This is a genomic window from Aeromonas sp. QDB11, assembly GCF_027705265.1.
GTDB lineage: Bacteria > Pseudomonadota > Gammaproteobacteria > Enterobacterales > Aeromonadaceae > Aeromonas > Aeromonas allosaccharophila.
The window spans coordinates 21196-39982 of record NZ_JAPDBM010000010.1; the positions used below are offsets into that span (position 1 = coordinate 21196).

Annotated in this window: 17 protein-coding genes and 1 tRNA gene; 17 read left to right on the forward strand and 1 reads right to left on the reverse strand. The window is 61.5% G+C overall.

Translation table 11 applies throughout. The features are described from left to right. Nucleotides 1-193 precede the first annotated feature (193 nt). On the reverse strand, nt 194-736 hold the full coding sequence (locus OKC40_RS05085) for a hypothetical protein (RefSeq protein ID WP_270794368.1): 543 nt from the start codon (nt 734-736) through the stop codon (nt 194-196). A gap of 106 nt (nt 737-842) precedes the next feature. Between OKC40_RS05085 and OKC40_RS05090 the strand changes: the two genes are divergently transcribed. From OKC40_RS05090 to OKC40_RS05170, 17 genes are all read left to right on the forward strand, one after another. After that, entirely contained in the window at nt 843-1613 is a 771-nt protein-coding gene (locus OKC40_RS05090) for an amino acid ABC transporter ATP-binding protein (RefSeq protein WP_139406952.1), read from the forward strand. Then, nucleotides 1606-2403: an amino acid ABC transporter permease gene (locus tag OKC40_RS05095; protein WP_270794371.1), complete on the forward strand. Its 798-nt coding sequence runs from the start codon at nt 1606-1608 to the stop codon at nt 2401-2403. The genes OKC40_RS05090 and OKC40_RS05095 overlap by 8 nt, the downstream gene beginning before the upstream one ends. Nucleotides 2404-2405: 2 nt before the next feature. Next, the gene (locus OKC40_RS05100; RefSeq protein ID WP_270794373.1) at nt 2406-3227 is read left to right on the forward strand and encodes a transporter substrate-binding domain-containing protein; all 822 of its coding nucleotides are present in this window, start codon (nt 2406-2408) and stop codon (nt 3225-3227) included. Next, a complete protein-coding gene (locus tag OKC40_RS05105; RefSeq protein ID WP_333563265.1) occupies nt 3227-4108 on the forward strand; it encodes an amino acid ABC transporter permease in 882 nt (293 codons plus the stop codon). Before OKC40_RS05100 ends, OKC40_RS05105 begins: the two co-directional genes overlap by 1 nt. Further along, entirely contained in the window at nt 4102-4839 is a 738-nt protein-coding gene (mepA, locus tag OKC40_RS05110; RefSeq protein ID WP_139708351.1) for a penicillin-insensitive murein endopeptidase, read from the forward strand. The genes OKC40_RS05105 and mepA overlap by 7 nt, the downstream gene beginning before the upstream one ends. 85 nt (nt 4840-4924) lie before the next feature. Next, nucleotides 4925-5515: a LemA family protein gene (locus OKC40_RS05115; RefSeq protein WP_270794379.1), complete on the forward strand. Its 591-nt coding sequence runs from the start codon at nt 4925-4927 to the stop codon at nt 5513-5515. Beyond that, the gene (locus OKC40_RS05120; protein WP_270794381.1) at nt 5512-6237 is read left to right on the forward strand and encodes a TPM domain-containing protein; all 726 of its coding nucleotides are present in this window, start codon (nt 5512-5514) and stop codon (nt 6235-6237) included. The genes OKC40_RS05115 and OKC40_RS05120 overlap by 4 nt, the downstream gene beginning before the upstream one ends. A gap of 20 nt (nt 6238-6257) precedes the next feature. Then, nucleotides 6258-6875 (forward strand): TPM domain-containing protein, encoded by a 618-nt coding sequence (locus OKC40_RS05125; protein WP_005337196.1) that lies wholly within the window; start codon nt 6258-6260, stop codon nt 6873-6875. A gap of 177 nt (nt 6876-7052) precedes the next feature. Then, nucleotides 7053-7140 (forward strand) — tRNA-Ser (locus OKC40_RS05130). Between the two features lie 393 nt (nt 7141-7533). Continuing rightward, on the forward strand, nt 7534-8292 hold the full coding sequence (locus OKC40_RS05135) for a flagellar motor protein (protein WP_075112536.1): 759 nt from the start codon (nt 7534-7536) through the stop codon (nt 8290-8292). After that, the gene (locus tag OKC40_RS05140; protein ID WP_270794384.1) at nt 8267-9145 is read left to right on the forward strand and encodes a flagellar motor protein MotB; all 879 of its coding nucleotides are present in this window, start codon (nt 8267-8269) and stop codon (nt 9143-9145) included. The genes OKC40_RS05135 and OKC40_RS05140 overlap by 26 nt, the downstream gene beginning before the upstream one ends. Nucleotides 9146-9307: 162 nt before the next feature. Beyond that, entirely contained in the window at nt 9308-11446 is a 2139-nt protein-coding gene (locus tag OKC40_RS05145) for a TonB-dependent hemoglobin/transferrin/lactoferrin family receptor (protein WP_270794385.1), read from the forward strand. Beyond that, entirely contained in the window at nt 11446-13452 is a 2007-nt protein-coding gene (locus tag OKC40_RS05150) for a prolyl oligopeptidase family serine peptidase (RefSeq protein ID WP_270794387.1), read from the forward strand. Before OKC40_RS05145 ends, OKC40_RS05150 begins: the two co-directional genes overlap by 1 nt. Then, nucleotides 13449-15896: a proprotein convertase P-domain-containing protein gene (locus OKC40_RS05155; RefSeq protein ID WP_270794388.1), complete on the forward strand. Its 2448-nt coding sequence runs from the start codon at nt 13449-13451 to the stop codon at nt 15894-15896. Before OKC40_RS05150 ends, OKC40_RS05155 begins: the two co-directional genes overlap by 4 nt. 59 nt (nt 15897-15955) lie before the next feature. Then, nucleotides 15956-17395, forward strand: coding sequence for an Lcl C-terminal domain-containing protein (locus OKC40_RS05160; RefSeq protein ID WP_270794389.1), 1440 nt, complete (start codon nt 15956-15958; stop codon nt 17393-17395). Nucleotides 17396-17408: 13 nt separating this feature from the next. Beyond that, nucleotides 17409-17978, forward strand: coding sequence for an Lcl C-terminal domain-containing protein (locus tag OKC40_RS05165; protein ID WP_270794390.1), 570 nt, complete (start codon nt 17409-17411; stop codon nt 17976-17978). Nucleotides 17979-18355: 377 nt separating this feature from the next. Then, nucleotides 18356-18760 (forward strand): NADH-quinone oxidoreductase subunit A, encoded by a 405-nt coding sequence (locus tag OKC40_RS05170; protein WP_075112542.1) that lies wholly within the window; start codon nt 18356-18358, stop codon nt 18758-18760. Nucleotides 18761-18787 lie beyond the last annotated feature (27 nt).

Genomic DNA, 18787 nt, shown 5'->3' on the forward strand with positions numbered 1-18787 from the left:
GCCTTCTCTATGCAATTCCCGGCATAACGGTAAGGGCACAACCCCTATGCCGGACCTGCCATGGCTTCATGCCGTGGCCTTCTCCACACTGTCGTCAAGTGATTGATCTCTTGGGTGAACAGTGCAGACAAGATCAATTCGAGTCACTGGCAGTATCTGAGCTTTGCCGGGAATTGTCGAGAAAATAGTCGATTCAGACCGCTTGCAGATCTGACAACCGTTGCGCCAGCATCCGGCGACCGTGCCAGGCCCGTTTAAAGCCGAAGCGATAGACCGACGGGCTCACCAGATGGAGCTCCCCCGCCTTGAGATCCAGCAAGGCCATGGCCGCCGCCAGCTCCTCATCACTCAGCTGCAGATCGAGGCTGAAGTCGAGCCACTGACCGTCATGGCCCACTCGCCGCTCCCGCTCGAGTGCCACCAGCTGACTGCGGGGCAGCGCCTGCGCCTCATCTTTATTGCCATTGAGCAGATAGATATGCCGTTCATCCCACCCCAGCTCCGCCAGTCGCCAGGGCTGCCAGCTGCGGGGCAGCGACACCATGATCCCGGTGATGCCACCAAACACGACCCCCACCCAGTTGAGCAGCGCCATGGCGCCCCAGCCATCCCACAAGGAGGCTGCCACCACGCCCCAACTCACCAGCAACAGCAGAAAAATGACACAGCGATAGCGAACCGCTGGCGGCATCAACAGCTGTACCTGCGAATCGGCAAGCAAGGATGTAATACGCATGAAAAGCTCCTGTCATCACGAAATGGCGCCATTGTGAATAGGCATCAGGATGCTGACAAGGGGGTTTTCTTTGTCATCCCCCTATAAAATCAATACCATGGCGTAAATGATTCTCAGTGGAACCCGCGTCTTGACCAGCTCGCAACCCTGTGTGCGCTTTTGTGGCGTCGACAAATTCTATGGCGACTTTCAGGCTCTTCATCATATCGATCTCACCATTGAACGGGGAGAGAAGTGGGTCATCTGTGGCCCGTCAGGCTCGGGTAAATCGACGCTGATCCGCACCATCAACGGGCTGGAGGGGATCGACGGCGGCCAGCTGTTCCTGTTTGGCGAGCCGGTGACCCCCGCCTACCTGCGCCGCCTGCAAGGTCGGGTCGGCATGGTGTTTCAGCAGTTCAACCTCTTCCCCCATATGACGGTGCTGGAGAACCTGATGGTGGCGCCGGTGCATACCCTGGGGCTGCGCCCTCAGGAGGCTAAAGCCCGGGCGCTCGGGCTGCTCGAGCGGGTGCGCATTCAGGCACAGGCCGACAAGTACCCCCACCAGCTCTCCGGCGGCCAGCAGCAGCGGGTCGCCATCGCCCGCACCCTTTGCATGCAACCCGAGCTGATGCTGTTTGACGAGCCCACCTCCGCCCTCGACCCCGAGATGATCCGCGAAGTGCTCGATGTGATCCGCGAGCTGGCTGATGAGGGAATGACCCTGATCTGCGTCACCCACGAAATGGGCTTTGCCCGTCAGGTGGCGGATCGAGTGCTCTTTATGGACGAGGGGAAGATCATCGAATCGGCCCCGCCTGCCCAGCTGTTCAGCGCCCCCCGGCACCCGCGCACCCAGGCCTTTCTCGAACAGGTGCTCAGCTATCATGGCTAGGCTCAGACGCCCCCACCTGCTCGGCTGGTTATCAGGCACAGTCATGCTCTCTCTGCTACTCGGCTGGGCGCTCTATAGCGGCGCTCGCCAGATGGGCTATGAGTGGCAGTGGCCGCGGGTGTTGCCCTTTCTCGGCGAGTGGGATGAGGGGACCTTTTATGCGGGCCCCCTGCTAAACGGCTTGCTGGTCACCCTGCAGGTGGCACTGCTCAGCCTGCTGGGCACTCTGGTGGTCGGGGTGTGCGTGGTCAGCCTGCGGCTGCTCCCCTCCCGGCTCGGCCCCTGGCTCGCCATCGCCTATCTGGCGCTGGTGCGTACCACGCCCCAGCTGGTGCAGCTCTATATTCTCTACTTCTTGCTGGGCCCCATGCTGGGATTGGCCCCCCTTGCCTGCGCCGTGTTGAGCCTCTCCCTCTATCAGGGGGCCTTCACCGCCGAGGTGCTGCGTGCAGGTGTACAGGCCATTCCCAAAGGGCAGTGGGAGGCGGCCCGCTCGCTTGGCTTGTCGCGAACCATCACCCTGCGCAAGGTGATCCTGCCGCAGCTGGTGCGCATCACCTTGCCGCCGCTCACCAACGAACTGGTCTCCCTTATCAAACATTCGGCGCTGGTGAGTGTGATCGCCATCTTCGATCTGACCAACGAAGGGCGTACTCTGGTTGCCGATACGTTTCTGACCTTTGAGGTGTGGTTTACCGTGGCCGCCCTCTATTTGCTGTTAACCCTGACGTTGTCAGCCTGTTCGCGGGCGCTGGCCCGTCACCTGAATCCGGATCAACAAGGACGCTAACCATGAATCTGTCATTCAAGACCACCCTGTCGGGCGCTGCCCTGCTGCTGGCAAGCCTGCTCACTCCGGCACTGGCACAAACTGCCCCCTCCGACACCCAGGCGCAGATCGAGCAGAGCGGTACCCTGCGGGTCGGCATGTCCACCTTCGCCCCCTGGGCGATGCGCGACAAGCAGGGGGCCCTGATCGGTTTCGAGATTGACGTGGCCCGTCGCCTCGCCACCGACAACGGCTGGCAGGTAGAGTTCGTGCCTACCGCCTGGGATGGCATCATCCCCTCCCTGTTGGCGAAAAAATATGACGTCATCATCGGTGGCCTCACCATCACCCCCGAGCGGGAGAAGAGCGTGCGCTTCACCCAGGCCTACTCCCACTCCGGGGTGCAGCTGGCCGCCTCCAGCACCATGGCCAAAGAGAAGAAAACCGTGGCGGACTTCAACCAGCGCGGGGTGATCCTGGCGGTACGCCGTGGCGCCTCGCCGGTACAGGTAGCCAAAGAACACTTCCCCAAAGCCACCCTGCGCCAGTTTGATGACGAGTCACAGGTATTTCAGGAAGTGCTGAACGGCCGCGCCCACGGCGCCCTCTCCTCCTCACCCAAACCGGAACAAGAAACGCTGCGCCACCCCGATGCGCTCTTTATGCCATTTGCCCATCCGCTGGCAGAGGGGAGTGAAGGGTTTGCCCTGCGCAAGGGGGATGATGCCCTGGCTGAACAGTTCAACGAGTGGATCGCCGCCCGTCAGGCCGATGGCTGGCTCAAGGCGCGCCATGACTACTGGTTCAAGTCGCTGGCGTGGGAAGCGCAGGTCGCCAACCCCTGATGCTGATGGCTCTCAAACAGACCATCCGGCGCATCAACTGGCTGGATGGGGTGATCGCCCTGCTCCTGCTGCTGGCTGGCCTCTGGCTGGCCAGCCGCTTGCACATCGGGGTGGCCTATCAGTGGCGCTGGCATGAAGCCTTCGATCTGCTGTTCACCCCCGGCCCTCACGGCGAGTTGCCCTACTTTTTCAGCGGTCTGCTCACCACCTTGCGCATCGCCCTGCTCGGCATGGTGCTAGCGCTGCTGCTCGGCACTGCTTTGGGGGTAGCCGCCTTCAGCCGCCGCCCCTGGCTGGTGATGCCCGCGACCCTGTTTATCCAGCTGATCCGCAATCTGCCACCGCTGGTCTTTATCTTCATCTTCTACTTTTTTATCGCCAACCAGCTGCTGCCCGCGAGCGGCCTCTCCCGCTGGCTCGGCACCATATCACTCTCCCCGTGGCAAGAGGCGCTGTTTGGCCCACCAGCCCGTTGGGAGAACCTTATCTCAGGCACCCTCTGTGTCGGGATGATCAGCGCCGCCTTCGTCGCCGAGATCGTCCGCGCCGGGCTGGCCGCCATCCCCCGTGGTCAATGGGAGGCGGCGCAGAGCCTCGGGCTCGCTCCCCGGGTGCGGCTGCGCCGAGTGATCCTGCCGCAGGCCATGCTGCTGATGCTGCCCCCCCTCACCGGCCAGCTCATCGCGCTGGTGAAGGATACCGCCATCGTTTCGCTTATCTCGGTGCAGGAGCTCACCTTCGTCGGCACCGAGATGGCTAACTCCAGCGGACTGGTGTACGAGATCTGGCTGCTGGTGGCAGCTGCCTATTTATTGATATGTTTGAGTCTGTTCGTACTGCTGAGCCGACTCGAAGCAAGACAAGGAGCACGCAAATGCTGACGTCCCTGTTGCTGGCGACCGTATTGCAAGCGGAAGCCATCGGCGGTTATGCCGCCGGTTGCCTGAAAAACGGCGTATCCCTGCCCCTCGAAGGGCCGGGTTATCAGGTGATCCGCACCAAGCGGCTGCGCTACTACGGCCACCCCGACCTTATCCACTACCTGCAGGCGCTGGCCAACCAGACCCGCATGGCCGGGCTGCCGGCTCTCTATATCGCCGATCTGGCGATGGCCCGTGGCGGCCCCTTTACCTCCGGCCATCGCAGCCACCAGACTGGCCTTGATGCCGATATCTGGTTTCGCATGGCCAACCGCCCCATCAGCAAGTGGGAACAGGATGCCCCCAAGGAGTGGGCGTTGATCGATGAGCCCAGCTACAAGATGCTGCCGGGGCGCTTTGGCACGCAGCAGCTCACCCTGCTGCGGCTGGCGGCCAGCAAACCCGAGGTAGCCCGCATCTTTGTCAATCCGGTGATCAAATCCGCGGTCTGCCAGCAGGCGGGTGATGAACCCTGGGTCGCCAAGCTGCGCCCCTGGGTGGGCCACTTCAGCCACTTCCATGTGCGGCTGCGCTGCCCGGTGGGTAGCCCCGATTGCGAGCCCCAGGCCCCCATTCCTCCCGGCAACGGCTGCGGGGAAGAGCTGGCCTCCTGGCTCAAGGACAAGCCCCAGCTGCCCAAGGTCTCAGGCATCAACAAGCGACCCGAGCTACCTGCGCGTTGTGGCAACTGACCCCGAGCTGGTATGGTGATGCACTCTTGGTCGTGCACCATCCATGGCGCACTATCGACTCGAAATATCAAAGGAGAACAACAAGATGGCCACATCACTCTGGCGCAGCACCACGCAGAGCCTGTTGACCCTGACCCTGCTGCTCGGCCTGACCGGCTGCGGCATGAACAACATCCCGACCCTGGATGAGCAGGTCAAGGCGAGCTGGGGACAGGTGGAGAACCAGTATCAGCGCCGCGCCGATCTCATTCCCAATCTGGTGGCGACCGTCAAGGGCTACGCCAGCCATGAGCAGGAGACCCTCAAGGCGGTTACCGATGCCCGCGCCCGGGTCGGCAGCGTGCAGGTGAGCGATCCTGCCCAACTCAAGGAGTTTGAAGCGGCGCAGAACCAGCTCTCCAGAGCCCTCTCCCGCCTGATGGTGGTGGTCGAACGCTACCCCGAGCTGAAAGCGGATCAGCAGTTCCTGACCCTGCAAGCCCAGCTGGAAGGAACCGAGAACCGCATCTCGGTGGCCCGCCGCGACTATATCGAGGCGGTGCGCCAGTTCAATACCGAGATCCGCACCTTCCCCGGCGTCATCTGGTCCAAATTGCTCTACTCGGATCTGGAAGCCAAACCCAGTTTCAGTGCCAAACCCGGTGCCGATGAGGCGCCCAAGGTCAGCTTCCAATGAAGATGATGCTGCGTGCGCTGCTCCCTTTTCTGCTGCTCTGGACGGCGGCGCTGCAGGCCGCGCCGAACTTTCCGGCGTTGAGCGGACGGGTGGTGGACGAGGCAGCGCTGATGTCTCGCAAACAGGCCCATCAACTGACCCAGCAGCTGGCCGCCTTTGAAAAGCGCAGCGGTATCCAGCTGGTGGTGGTCTCCGTCGACAGCCTCGATGGGGAGACTATCGAGGAGTATGGCTACCAGCTCGGTCGCCACTGGGGGATCGGCCAGAAAGGCAAGAACAACGGTGTGCTGTTGCTGATCGCCCAGGATGAGCGCAAGGTGCGGATCGAGGTGGGATACGGGCTGGAAGGAGCCTTGCCCGACGCCATCGCCGCCAACATCATCCATGGCCGCATCCTGCCCGCCTTCAAGCGCGGCGATATGGTGGCCGGGATCATGGCGGGCAGCCAGAGCATCATGAAGGCACTCGCCGGGGAATATCAGCCGGTCGAGCAGCAGAAGGATGAGACATCCGGTGGCCCCTGGCTGTTTATTCTGGTGGTGATTGCGATGATCGTGCTCCACAACCTGCGCGGGGGGGGCGGCGGTGGGCCGGGAGGACGACGTCGGGCGGCCTACATGGCCGGTGGATTTGGTTCCGGCGCCTTTGGTGGTCGCTCTGGCGGCGGATTCAGCGGTGGCGGCGGCAGTTTTGGCGGCGGCGGAGCCTCCGGTGGCTGGTAACAGGAGTAAAGAGACAAATCATGATTTCTAAACAGTTCTTCCACACGCTTCAGGCCAAGGTGCGCGAAGCGGAGCTAGAGACTGATGCTGAACTGGTCACCGTGCTGGCCCCGGCCAGCGATGGCTATCGCTACATTCCCACCCTCTGGGCGGCGCTGCTGGCGATGCTCACCCCACTGCTGGTGTTCCAGCTCGGCTTCTGGCTCGGCTGGTACGAGATCCTGCTGGTGCAGTGGTCGGTCTGGCTGCTGCTGAGCCTGCTGTTCCACTGGACGCCCATCAAGATGCGGCTGATCCCGAAGAAAGTACGCCAGCACCGGGCGGCGCTGATGGCCCGCCTGCAATTTGTCGAGCAGGGGCTGCACCGCACCCGCGACCGGCTCGGTGTGCTGATCTTCGTCTCTGCCGCCGAGCACTATGTAGAAATACTGGTGGATGACGGCATCGCCCAGCATATCGACAATGGCCAGTGGCAGGAGATCATCGACGACTTCGTGGCGAGAGTGCGCAACAAGGAGATCGAACAGGGTTTTCTGGAGTGCGTGGAGCGCGTCAGCGCCATTCTGACCGACGCCTTCCCGGCCACCCGGGATCAAAACGAGCTGCCGGACAGTCTGATCATCCTCGACAAGCCCTGATCCGGTTTAAAAAACCGGCATTCTGCGCAAGGGTTAGTCATTCGGAAAAGATTATGAAAAATAAGGGGAAAAGAGGTTGACCCACACAGCCCTTTCCCCTAAATTACGCCCCGTTCCAGCGCAACAGCGCAGTGAACACCGTGTTGGCTGAACACGTTAAACCACAGACCAAAATTTGGTGAGGTGTCCGAGTGGCTGAAGGAGCACGCCTGGAAAGTGTGTATACGGCAACGTATCGAGGGTTCGAATCCCTCCCTCACCGCCAAATTTAAAAAACCGACCTCAGGGTCGGTTTTTTGCTTTCCGGCAAATGCAAACACCTATGCCGACAAGGGAGCACAAGCCACGCAGTAGCGGATCATCCATGCTCTCACCACCCCGGTTTGCAATGCCCTGATGGCAACATCAGGACTGTTCGTATTTCCAGCTCACGTCCCCCTCCTATCCTGTACTTGTGATTGCCCAACCCGACAAACGTTCCCCCTGTCACGGCGCAGTGCAACAAGGTGATTGCAAGGCCATCTCATTAGCGCAACACACCTCCCCTTGCGAATGTTACTCAGCGCCCATTAATTGCTCAGCGATTGGATATCATTTTGAAAAACTGATACTTAAGTAGCTACACTAGCCATTATCAACATGCAGGGACGTGTAAAAAATGAGTTTGATTGGCTTGGTACTGGCGTTGATCGCCATCCTTGGCGGCAACATGATCGAGGGTGGTCACCCCAGTGCACTGCTCGATCTGCCCGCATTCCTTATCGTAATCGGCGGCACCATAGGTGCTGCGCTGACCCAGTTTCCTTTCTCCGTCGTCGGCAGCACCTTGAAGCGCTTCAAATGGCTGCTCTCCCCCCTCAAACTCGACATGCTGGAACAGGCCCAGTTGCTGGAGACCCTTGCAGGCAACGCCCGCCGCAGCGGTATGCTGGCGCTGGAAGGGATGATCGAGGAGATCAAGGATCCCTTCCTGAAGAAAGGGGTGCAGATGATGGTCGATGGCTACGAGAAGAACAAAATCCACGAGGTGCTGGAGAACGAGATCGAATTTGAACAGGAAGATCTCGAACAGACAGTCAAATTCTATGAAGCCATGGGGGGCTACTGCCCGACCATGGGGATCGTCGGTGCGGTATTTGGCCTGATCCATGCCATGGGTCTGCTGGATGCCCCCGACAAGCTGGGTGGTGCCATCGCGGTGGCCTTTATCGCCACCATCTACGGGGTATCCGCCGCCAACCTGATCTTCTTGCCGTTCGGCAACCGCTACAAGGGATTTGCCCACCAGATCCGCCACTACAAGGAGATGACCCTGACCGGCATTCTCTGCATCGTGGATGGCGAGTCCCAAGCGCGCCTGCAAGTTACCCTCGAACCTTATCTGGGAGGCCATGGTGGCCAAAAAGAAAAAAGCTGAAGCGCCGGAGAACCACGAACGCTGGCTGGTCTCCTATGCCGACTTCATGACCCTGCTGTTTGCCCTGTTTGTGGTGCTCTACTCCTTTGCCATGGCCAAGCAGTCCGAAACCCGGGTGCTTATCCAGGGCTTTATCGAGTCACTGGGTAAAATCGGCCTCATCTCCCCTCCTGCCGGCTCACCCGTGATGCAGGGCGGTACCGGCATTCTTGAACCGGAATCGAAGACCACCCCCAGCAGCTCGGAAAAAGAGACCCTGCTGGATAAAGAGGCGCAACCCGCGGCATCTGACCCCTTCAACGAGACCATAGGTGCCTCGGAAAAACCGAGCGCCACCGAATCCTGGCCCCACAAGACCAAGGAGCAGGAGTGGGTGCAGGTGACCAAGCAGAAGCTGGAACAGCAACTCAAGGCACAGATCGAATCCAAGGATCTGGAGGTCGAGCAGCTTGGCAGTCAGCTGGTGATCCGCATCGGCGAAAAGGCGCTGTTCCCCTCCGATTCGGCGTTCCTGCAGCCCCAGTTCATCCCGCTGGTCAACAAGATCGCCGGCATTTTGGCCAACATCCCGGGGCAGGTAGTGGTCACCGGTCATACCGACAACTCCCAAGCGCCGGTGGAGCTCTATCGCAACAACTGGGAGCTCTCGGTGCTGCGGGCCTCCTCCATCGTGCAGACCATGCTGGCCAACCCCCAGCTGGATGCCAGACGGGTCATTGCCCAGGGTGTTGCCGACACCCAGCCCCGTTTCGCCAATGACACCCCCGAACATCGCCAGGCGAACCGCCGGGTCGATATCACCCTCTCCCAAGGCAAGGCAGCAGAAGAGTCGCTGCAACTGCTCAAACCCTGATCACCCTGCTCCCGCCTCGCGCGGGAGTTTCTTTTTAAAAACAAATAACTCAGTAATATCAACATCATAAGATCTTAATGATAATGATTTCCATTTATTGTCAAGTGGTCAGGCCTCTGCAATAATGCCGCCCCTCAGGCTTAAATAAAAACAATTATCATTATGAACAAACTGCTTCAGGCATGGCCGGCACTCCTGTGTGCCTCGGCTGGCGCGGCCGATCTTCCTCCTGTGGAGAAGGCGCGCAGCGACGACACCATCATTGTCACCGGACAACGGGTACAACAGAAACTCTCCGATGTCTCCGGCTCCATCACCGTCATCACTCAGGAAGAGCTGGACCGTCAGGTCGCCAGCGAGCTGACCCATGTGTTTCGCAAGATCCCCGGCGTCTCGGTCACCGGCTCTGCCGGGCGACCGCAAAACATCAGCGTGCGCGGCATCGGGGGCAACCGCATCCTGCTGATCAAGGATGGTGTGCGCGTCAGTGACGGCTTTGGCGCCGACAACATCAATGACAAGGTGGGGCGCTTCAACTTCGATCTCGATGACATCAAGCAGATTGAGGTGGCCAAGGGGGCTGGCTCCTCCCTGCATGGCTCGGATGCCATCGGTGGCACCGTGGTGATGAACACCAAGCAGCCGGAAGATTATCTGCAACAGCAGGATAGCTATCTGGCGGCCAAAACCCTCTACGGTGGCGACAGCAACAAGAAGAAGCTCAGCATGACCGGCGCGGCGCGGGCGCTGGAGAGCGAACATCTGTTGCGCCTCTCCGGCTGGCGCGGCAACGAAACGGCCAACTTTGAGGAGAACCGCATTCCGGCAGATCTGGATGGCATGAGTGCCTCCACCAGCAGCCGCCTCCCCCTCAATACCCATCACGCTCTGCGGCTGGAGCTGGACTACTACGAGGATCACGCCAAACGCCTGATGGGCCCCAAGGCGGTGCCCCAACCCGATGGCAGCTGGGATGTGGTCGGCTTTCAGGAAAACAGTGATCAACGTACTCAGGGCGGCAAGTTCAGCTGGGAAGCCAACGATCTGGGCATGGTCGACACCCTCAACTGGAGCCTGTTTGGCAACCAGTCCCGCAACGAGGCCAACCAGCGCCAGCTGCTGCGCAACGATGCACTGAGCGGCTATCCCAGATATCGCAGCCAGCGCACCCTCTCCACGTTCGAGGAGCTGCGCCTTGGCAGCGAGCTGGAGCTGCAGAGCAAGCTGACCACCGGCGCGCTGGATCACACCTTCAGCTACGGAGTGGAGCTGGAGCAGGCCAACCACGAGCGGCCGGTCAGCAATCTCACCCTGGAAGATGGCATCACCACCCAGGGACAGAAAGCCCCCTTCAGCAAGGCCGAGACCCGCCGAGATGGCATCTGGCTGAGCGATGTGATCGATCTGGGCAGCTGGCAGTTTACCCCGACCCTGCGCTTTGACCGCCAGCGCCTGCGCGCACCGGACAGCAATCTGGCCGAGAACCGCAGCGACCACATCTCCCCCAGTCTGGCGGCCAGTTACCGCTTCAACGAGACATGGCGCAGCTGGCTCAGCTATGCCAACGGCTTCCGCGCCCCCGCTTACGATCAGGTTTACGGCAACATTCCCCACTACTTTGCCATGCCGCCGTTCGAGATCATTGCCAACCCCAACCTCAAGGAGGAGACCAGCCACAGTCTGGAGTGGGGAGTGAATGGCCAAAGTGACAACTGGAGCGTCAAACCGGCCGTTTTCTACAACCGCTACTACAACTTCATCGACTGGCGCCAGACCGGTTTCCGCCTCGATGACGGTGTCTTCCTGCGCCAGTATCGCAACGTCGCCAAAGCAGAAACCTGGGGCGCCGAGCTGGCCGCCAGCCTCTGGCTGAGCGACGAGTGGGAGCTTTCGACCAATCTGGCCTGGATGGATGGCAAGGATCACCGCGGCGAGCCGCTGCGTACCCAGACACCGCTGGAAGGCAACACCACCCTGCGCTGGCAACAGCTCGACTGGGGGGTTGAGCTCAGTGGCAACTATGCCGCCGCCATGACCAAGGTGCCCCGGTGCGCCAGTGCGCAGACTGGCTACAGCGGTGCCTGCCAGAGCAGCGCGGGCTGGTTCAGCCTGGATCTCACCGGCGACTGGCAGATCACCGACGCGCTCAAGGTCAATGCCACCATCGGCAACCTGCTCGATACCCGCTACGTCCGCTATCAGGATGTGGCCGGACTCCCGGCTGGCAGCGACACCTCCCTCTACAGCCAGAGCGGCCGTTACCTGTCCGCCAGCCTCAGCTACCGTTTCGTGGGGATGTGATGAAGCACCATGCAATCATGGCGGCCCTCTTGGCCGCCCCGTTGGCGTGGGCGCAAGAGGCCCTGCCACCGCAGATCCCGTCCCAGCTACACCTGATTTCGGGCAATCCCGTACGCCAGGATCCCTACTTCTGGTTGCGGGACGAAAGCCGCAGCAACCCGGCCATACTCGCTCTGCTCAAGCAGCAAAATCGCTGGAGCGAGCAGCAACTCGCCGCGCAGCAGCCGCTGGAAGCGACCCTGCGCGCCGAGTTTGCCCGCCATCCGGCGGGGAAACCTGTGCCGGACAACTGGCTTGTGCGCGGCGATCAGGCATGGCAGCTGCGCCCGGACGGCTCCCTCTGGCAACGCCACGGGGGCAAGGCACAGCAACGGCTTCCCGCCAGAGCGGGTGAGGGCTATTACGAAGCGGGCGGCTGGGCCCTGAGCCCGGATAACCGCACGCTGGCCATCGCCGAAGACAGGCGCGGCGATCTCGACTATCAGATCACCCTGCTCGATATCCACAGCGGCAAGGCACTGGCCAGCTTGGCGCAGCGCAGCGCCGATCTCGTCTGGTCACAAGATGGTCGCACCCTCTACACCATCGCCAACGAGCGCGATACCCTGCGCCCCTGGCAGTTGCGCGGCTGGCAGGATGGCCAGGAGCAGACTCTCTATGAGGAGCAGGATCCCGCCTGGCTGCTCAGCCTCTATCGCACCACGGATGGCCAGCATCTGGTGTTGCAGGGTAACAATCACGACAGCTCGGAGCAGTACCTGCTCGACTCGGGCAAGCCGCTGCAGGTCAAACCTCGCCAGCGCGGGGTGGAATACTATCTGGACAGTCAATCCGGCTGGGTGATCAAGAGCAACCAGGAGGGGGCGTTTGCCCTCTACTCAGCCAACAAGCCGCTCGGTGAGTGGCAGCGCCTGTGGCCCGCCAAAGGTGAAGATCTCGGCGATCCCGAGAAGTGGCGACTGTTTGATCGCCATCTGGTGGTGCAGTTTCGCCAGCAGGGGGAGGATTGGCTCGCCCTGCTCGATCGCAACGGCCATGAACGCCAGCGCCTGCCGCTGGCCAGTGGCGCCGGTACCGGCTGGCTGCAAGGAGAACATGACCCGGCCAGCGACCGCATTCTGGTGCGCAGTCAGGGCTTGAGCCAGCCCCCCGGCCAGCGCTGGCTGGATTTGAACAGCGGTCAGTGGATCAACGACCAGCACACCGCAGGCAATAAAGCATTGCCCTATCAGAGCGAGCGGCGCTGGATCACCTCTGCCGATGGCACCCGGGTGCCTGTCTCACTGGTGTGGCGCAAGGATCTGGCCCCCCGCGCCGTGCTGCTCTATGGCTATGGCGCCTATGGCACGCCGATGCGCCCCTACTACCAGAAAGAGCTGCTGAGCCTGCTGGATCGGGGCTTTGTCTACGCCATCGCCCATGTGCGCGGCGGTGGCATGCTGGGGGAGCAGTGGACCCGCGACGGGCGGGGCATCCACAAGCAGAACGGCATCAGCGACTTTATCGCCGCAGGTAGCACCCTGCGCCACTGGTCGCCCGACGCAGCCCCTCTGCCCCTGTTTGCCATGGGTGGCAGCGCCGGTGGCACCCTGGTTGCTGCGGCCCTCAACCAGCAACCGACGCTCTTTAGCGGCGCCGTGTTGCAGGTTCCCTTCGTCGATATGCTCGGCACCATGAGCGATCCTGCCCTCCCCTTGACCCGTCAGGAGTACCAGGAGTGGGGCAACCCGGCCAAGCCCGCAGAGTATCAGGCGATGCGCCGCATCAGCCCCTACGACAACCTGCACCGCGCCCCCTACCCGCCCCTGCTGGTCACTACCGCCCTGCACGATAGCCAGGTTCCCTACTGGGAGCCGGTCAAATGGCTGGCCCGCCTGCGGGAACACAGCACGGGTTCCGGCCCCTACCTGCTGCTAACCGAACTGGAGGGGGGCCACCGTGCCGGTGGTGGCGATCGGGCTCGTGAATTTGCCTTCTTGTTGTATCTGGCGGGGATCAACCAATGACCCTGCCGCTGATTGGGAGTACCACTATGAAACCCCTGTTGCCCGCCCTCTTGCTGGGGTTGGCTGGCTTTGCCACCGAGGCCGCCGAACTGCGTTTTGTCGAACAGGACGCCCCGGCCGATCCCCGCCTCTGGCTCGAACAGCAGCTCGGCGTCACCCTGAGTGATGCCCCGGCCTATCAGCGCCAAGGCAAGCTGGGCCACTATCTGCATTATCGCCAGCAGCTCAATGGCGCACCGATCGCCGGCCTGATGGCCGCCGTCAGTCTCGATGAGCAGGGTCGCCCGTGGCGCCTTTATCACAATACCCGACTGATGCAGGCACAGGCGACGCCATGTGACGACACCAGCCGCGCCGGGGTGGATGCCTATACCGCCACGCTGGATGGTGCAGTGTGGCAATTCGCCGGCAGTAACGAAGCTCAGTCCTGGTACTGGCAGGATGGCGACACACTGACTCCGGCCTGGCGTCTGCTGGCGGTGGAAAGCCAGCCGGGCAACAGCAAGAGCAGCCACTGGCAACTGTTTGTCACTTGCGATGGCAGCGCCCTGCTGGGGCGCACGCTGCAAGAGGCCAGCACCCGCGCCGAACCGGCCCCGCTGGCAGGAGAAACGGCCACGGTGCAAGCCCGCGTCTTTGCCCTCGATCCCCGCACCCAGCTGAAAGATGGCAACCTGCTGTGGCGCCATGATCTGGTGCTGGACAACGGGGCCTATCGTACCGTCCCGCTCACGGTACAAAAGGTGGATGACACCTACCTGCTGAGCGGCCCTCGCGCCCGGGTCGTGGACGGCACTGCGCCGGAAACCGTTCCCTTTAGCAGCCCTGATGCCGATGGCTTCCAGCTGGATCACCAGCAGCCCGCCTTCCTCGATATCAATGGCTACTACCATCTGGATCTGGCCCAGCGCCACGTGGAATCCCTGGGCTACCCAACGCTGATGGGCGGCCCCCTGGCCATCGATACCGATGCCGGGGAGCAGGACAACTCACTCTATGATCCCTTCTTGCGCCGGTTGGAAATTGGCCGGGTCGGGGTGCCCGATGCCGAAGATCCCATGGTGATCTGGCACGAGTTTGGCCATGCGGTGCAACACCATATCCTGCCTGATATGGGAGACGAGGGTGACTGGGGTGCCATCGGTGAGGGCTTTAGCGACTATCTGGCCGCCAGCTGGCGTCAGCGCAGCCCAGAGGCTCGCCAGTTCGAGCCTTTCATGGTCTTCAACTGGGATGCCAGGATCAGCGGCCGGACGCCCCGTCAGCTCGATGATCTGCGGGCGCGCTATCACCCGGGCTTCCTCTATCCGGCTCACCTCACCATCAATGGCAGCAACGGCGACCAGCTGTGGGGCACCCCGCTCTTCACCGCGCTGCGCCAGGCCGTTGAACAGTATGGCGAGGTAGCCCGTAACGAGTTCGATACCCTGCTGATTGAATCCCACTTCGGCCTGGGCCCGCAGGTGCGGATGCCCCAGCTGGCGCGCGTCACCGTGGATACCGCCAACCGCCTCTATCCGGACCGCAGCTATGGCAAGCTGCTGGAGCAGGCCTTCCGCCACCACGCCCTGCTACCCACCCCCATCGTGGCCCGCCTCGCCGATGACAGCTACCTGCTGCCCGGGGAGAAAAAGAGCCTCGCCATCGAATTGACCAACCAGAGCGGCCGCCCCCTGACCGTTACTGACGCCAGCCTGCTCCCGACCAAGGGGATCATGGGTGATGGTCACTGGCAGGGAGAGCTCAAAGCCGATGGCACCGCCCGCTGGCCCCTGCCGCTGGAAGCGGCGAGCAACCTGACCTGTGGCGAGGCGGTCACCTTGCCGCTGCAGTTCCAGCTCACCCTGCCCAGCCCCACCGAGCGCCAGACCCGCCTTGACCTGCAACTGCCGATCGGTGAACCGCTCTGGCAACGGGCCATCGGCCAGGGTGGCCAGATCAAGGATGCGGTGAGCGATGAACGGCACGGCCTGTCCCGCTTCACTCTGACGCTGCCCGAGAGCAAGGCCCGCATCGACAGCGGATTCGTGGTCGCCCTCGATCTGGAGCACAGCAAGCTGGAGCAACTGGAGATCTGGCTCACCTCCCCCTACGGCACCCGGATCAGTCTGTGGAACAAGGGCTACGCCAGCCATACCCGGCTCAAGGGGGAGTTCCCCCGTGAACTGGTACCGTTCGAATCGCTGGACAAGCTGCACGGCGAACCGCTCGCTGGCCGCTGGCTGCTGGAGATCAACGACACCAGCGCCGGTGATACCGGTCAGTTACGCAGCTGGCGTGTCGCCCAGCAAGTCGGCGCCCGCTGCGACAAGGATGAAACCCAGCCCAACACCGGCATCATCCCCCTTGAGCAGGATGAAGGGGGGGGTGGCACGGCTTCCCCCCTGCTGCTGTTGCTGGCCCTGTGGCCCCGCCTCTGGCGCCGGAGCACCCCGCGCCGTTGAATCCTGTACCACGGGGGTTACCGCCCCCGTGAACCTGTGACCGAATCAAGGAATGTGAAGTGAAACCATCCGTACTGGTTATTGCCACCCTCTCAGCCCTGCTCAGCGCCTGTGGCGGCGGGGAAGATAACGCACCACTGGCGATCCCGGACTACCGGGTCGATGTCGCCCTGCCGACCGCCGGTACCCTGTGTGCCGATCTGGATCAGAACTGGCAGTGTGATCCCGCCGATCCTGCCGTCAGCGGCGAAGGAACTGTTGCCCTGGTCAGCCGTTCGGCCAACATCGTCAACTCGCCCCTGCTGTTCGTACCGAGGAGCGGAGGACTGCTGCTGGCACATCCGGCCGCCAAAGGGGATCCACAACGGCTACAACCGACCCTGCTCAGCACCCTGTTGCAGAGCCGCATTGCCGAAGGGGTGGCCGCCGATCGCGCACTGGCGCAGCTGCTGGCCGATCTCGCGCCGCTGCAACCGGGCAGCGACCGCGTGGCCCTCGCAGGTCTCGGCCAGTTTGATCAGGCGCTGCAACAGGTGGCGATCAGCTTGCAGCAACAGGCCCGCACACGCCTTGCCACCGCCAAGGAGAGCCAGTTGCTCACCACCAGCTATCGCGCCATCAGCCTGATGCTGGCGCAATTGGCTCAGGAGTGGCAGCGCAACGGCCAGTTTGCCGAAAAGACCCAACGCGAGCTGCTGACCCTGTTGGTACAGCAACAGCCACGCAACCTGCTGACCGTCACCGGCGTCACCACCTTCAGCGATGGCAACGATCCGCTGCTGGAACAGGAACCCGCCGACTATCCGGGACAAGATGCCAGCTGGAATCGCACGCGTCCCCAGCTTGCCTATCGCAAACTCGATGATCGCGGTCAGGCGCTCCCTGACAACGCGCCGAGCTGGCAGTGCGTCAAGGATCTCAATACCGGTCTGGTGTGGGAGGTCAAATCGGATGATCCCTTGAGCCCGGCCTGGAAAAGCAGACCCTTTGCCTATGAGGATGAGCAATTCACAGCGACCGCAGGCGAGCAGAAAGAGGCCTACCAGCACATCCATAACAGGATCGAACAGCTCACCGCCGAAGGGGATCTGGCTGCCCTCGCCCGGGCACAGGCGCTGACGACCATGCTGACCACCCGCGCGTATCAGCAGTGGCTCAATGGCGAGCAGCGCTGCGGCATCAGCCAGTGGCGGCTGCCCACCATGGGTGAGCTGATGTCACTGATGCACTACGGCAGCCTGGCCAAGGACCCGCTGGGTCAACGCATCATCGTGGACACCCGTTACTTCCCGGATATCGCCCCCTCGGAAGATGACACCTACGATGGCTACTACTGGAGCGCCACCAGCAACACCGCCCAGCGCTTCTCCGGTGGTCCCATCAGCAAACGCACGGCCCTGTTCCTGGGAGACGATGCGGGCACCACCTATCCCGCGCTGGTGCAGCAAGATACCTATATCGAACTGATGCAGGTACGACTGGTCGCTACCCCACAATAATTCGAGGAATATCATGAGCCTTTATCGTTTTTCGTTCGCCATGCTGGCACTGCTGGCCCCCCTTGCCCACGGTGCTGCCATTTGTGATGACAGCATGGATCGCACCGCCCCTTCTGCCCGTTTTCTTGACCATGGCAACGGCACCGTCACGGATCAACACACCGGCCTCACCTGGATGCGCTGCAAACTGGGACAGACATGGAGTGGCAGCAGTTGCCTGGGGGAACCGACCGTTTACTACTGGCAGCAGGGGTTGCAAGTGGCGGAGCGGATCCGCAGTGACAGCAGCCATGCTCTCTATCACTTCGGCGGTATCAGCCAGTGGCGTCTGCCCGACATCAAGGAGCTGGCGACCCTGGTCGAGCACGCCTGCTACAAGCCCTCTCTCAATGAAGCCATTTTCCCGCGCGCCATGGCGGGGGGCGGTAAAGAGGTCAACGACGGCTACGTCTATCTGATGAGCGGCACGGTAACCTCCGCCAATGGTCAGCGGGCGTATCTGGATATCACCTCGGGAGATATCGGTCTTCGCGTCATTGGCGCCTACCCGGATCAGGTCTTGCTGGTCGCCAATAAACCCTGACCGCACCACGCTCGACACCGGAACGTGATGACAGGAGAGGCTTGCGAGCCTCTCTTTTTATTGCCTTTTGATCGTGCCCGTCTCACCCGACCCCACTTTTCTCACCCCGGCTTTCCCTACCCGTAATACCGATCAGACCTTGCTTCACTCTCGGCATTTACCCCTTTCAGGTGATGGCGAGGAGCAGGGTTCTGCACTTTCCAAGCCTTTCCCGCCTCCCATAACCAACAAAAAAGTGCGCTTCTTAACAAAATTTAATTACCAGTTAACCGATTAATAATTAACCCATAAAAATGACATGTAAATCAGTACGAAAGTGTCATAATGCGTAACATTATTGTTAAGTCACTTGATTAAATTGGTTAGGAAAAACCTCTATGTTTGCTGATATTTCTGCTCAACATTGGGCTTTTGCCATTTATGTCATCGGTGCCATCACCATCTGTCTGGTGATGATAGGTCTCGCCGCCCTGTTGGGGGGCCGTGCCTACGGCCGTACCAAGAACAAACCATTCGAATCTGGTGTCGACTCGGTCGGCAGTGCCCGTCTGCGTTTTTCCGCCAAGTTCTATCTGGTCGCCATGTTCTTCGTCATCTTCGACGTCGAGGCGCTCTACCTATTTGCCTGGTCCGTTTCCGTGCGCGAAAGCGGCTGGGTCGGCTTTATTGAAGCCACCATTTTCATCGGACTGCTGCTTATCGGCCTGATCTACCTCTGGCGCATCGGCGCGCTGGAGTGGTCACCGCGCAAACCGCAGTTGAACAACAAAAACAGTGATTGAACCACAGACCCTTTCCTTGAGGTTGCA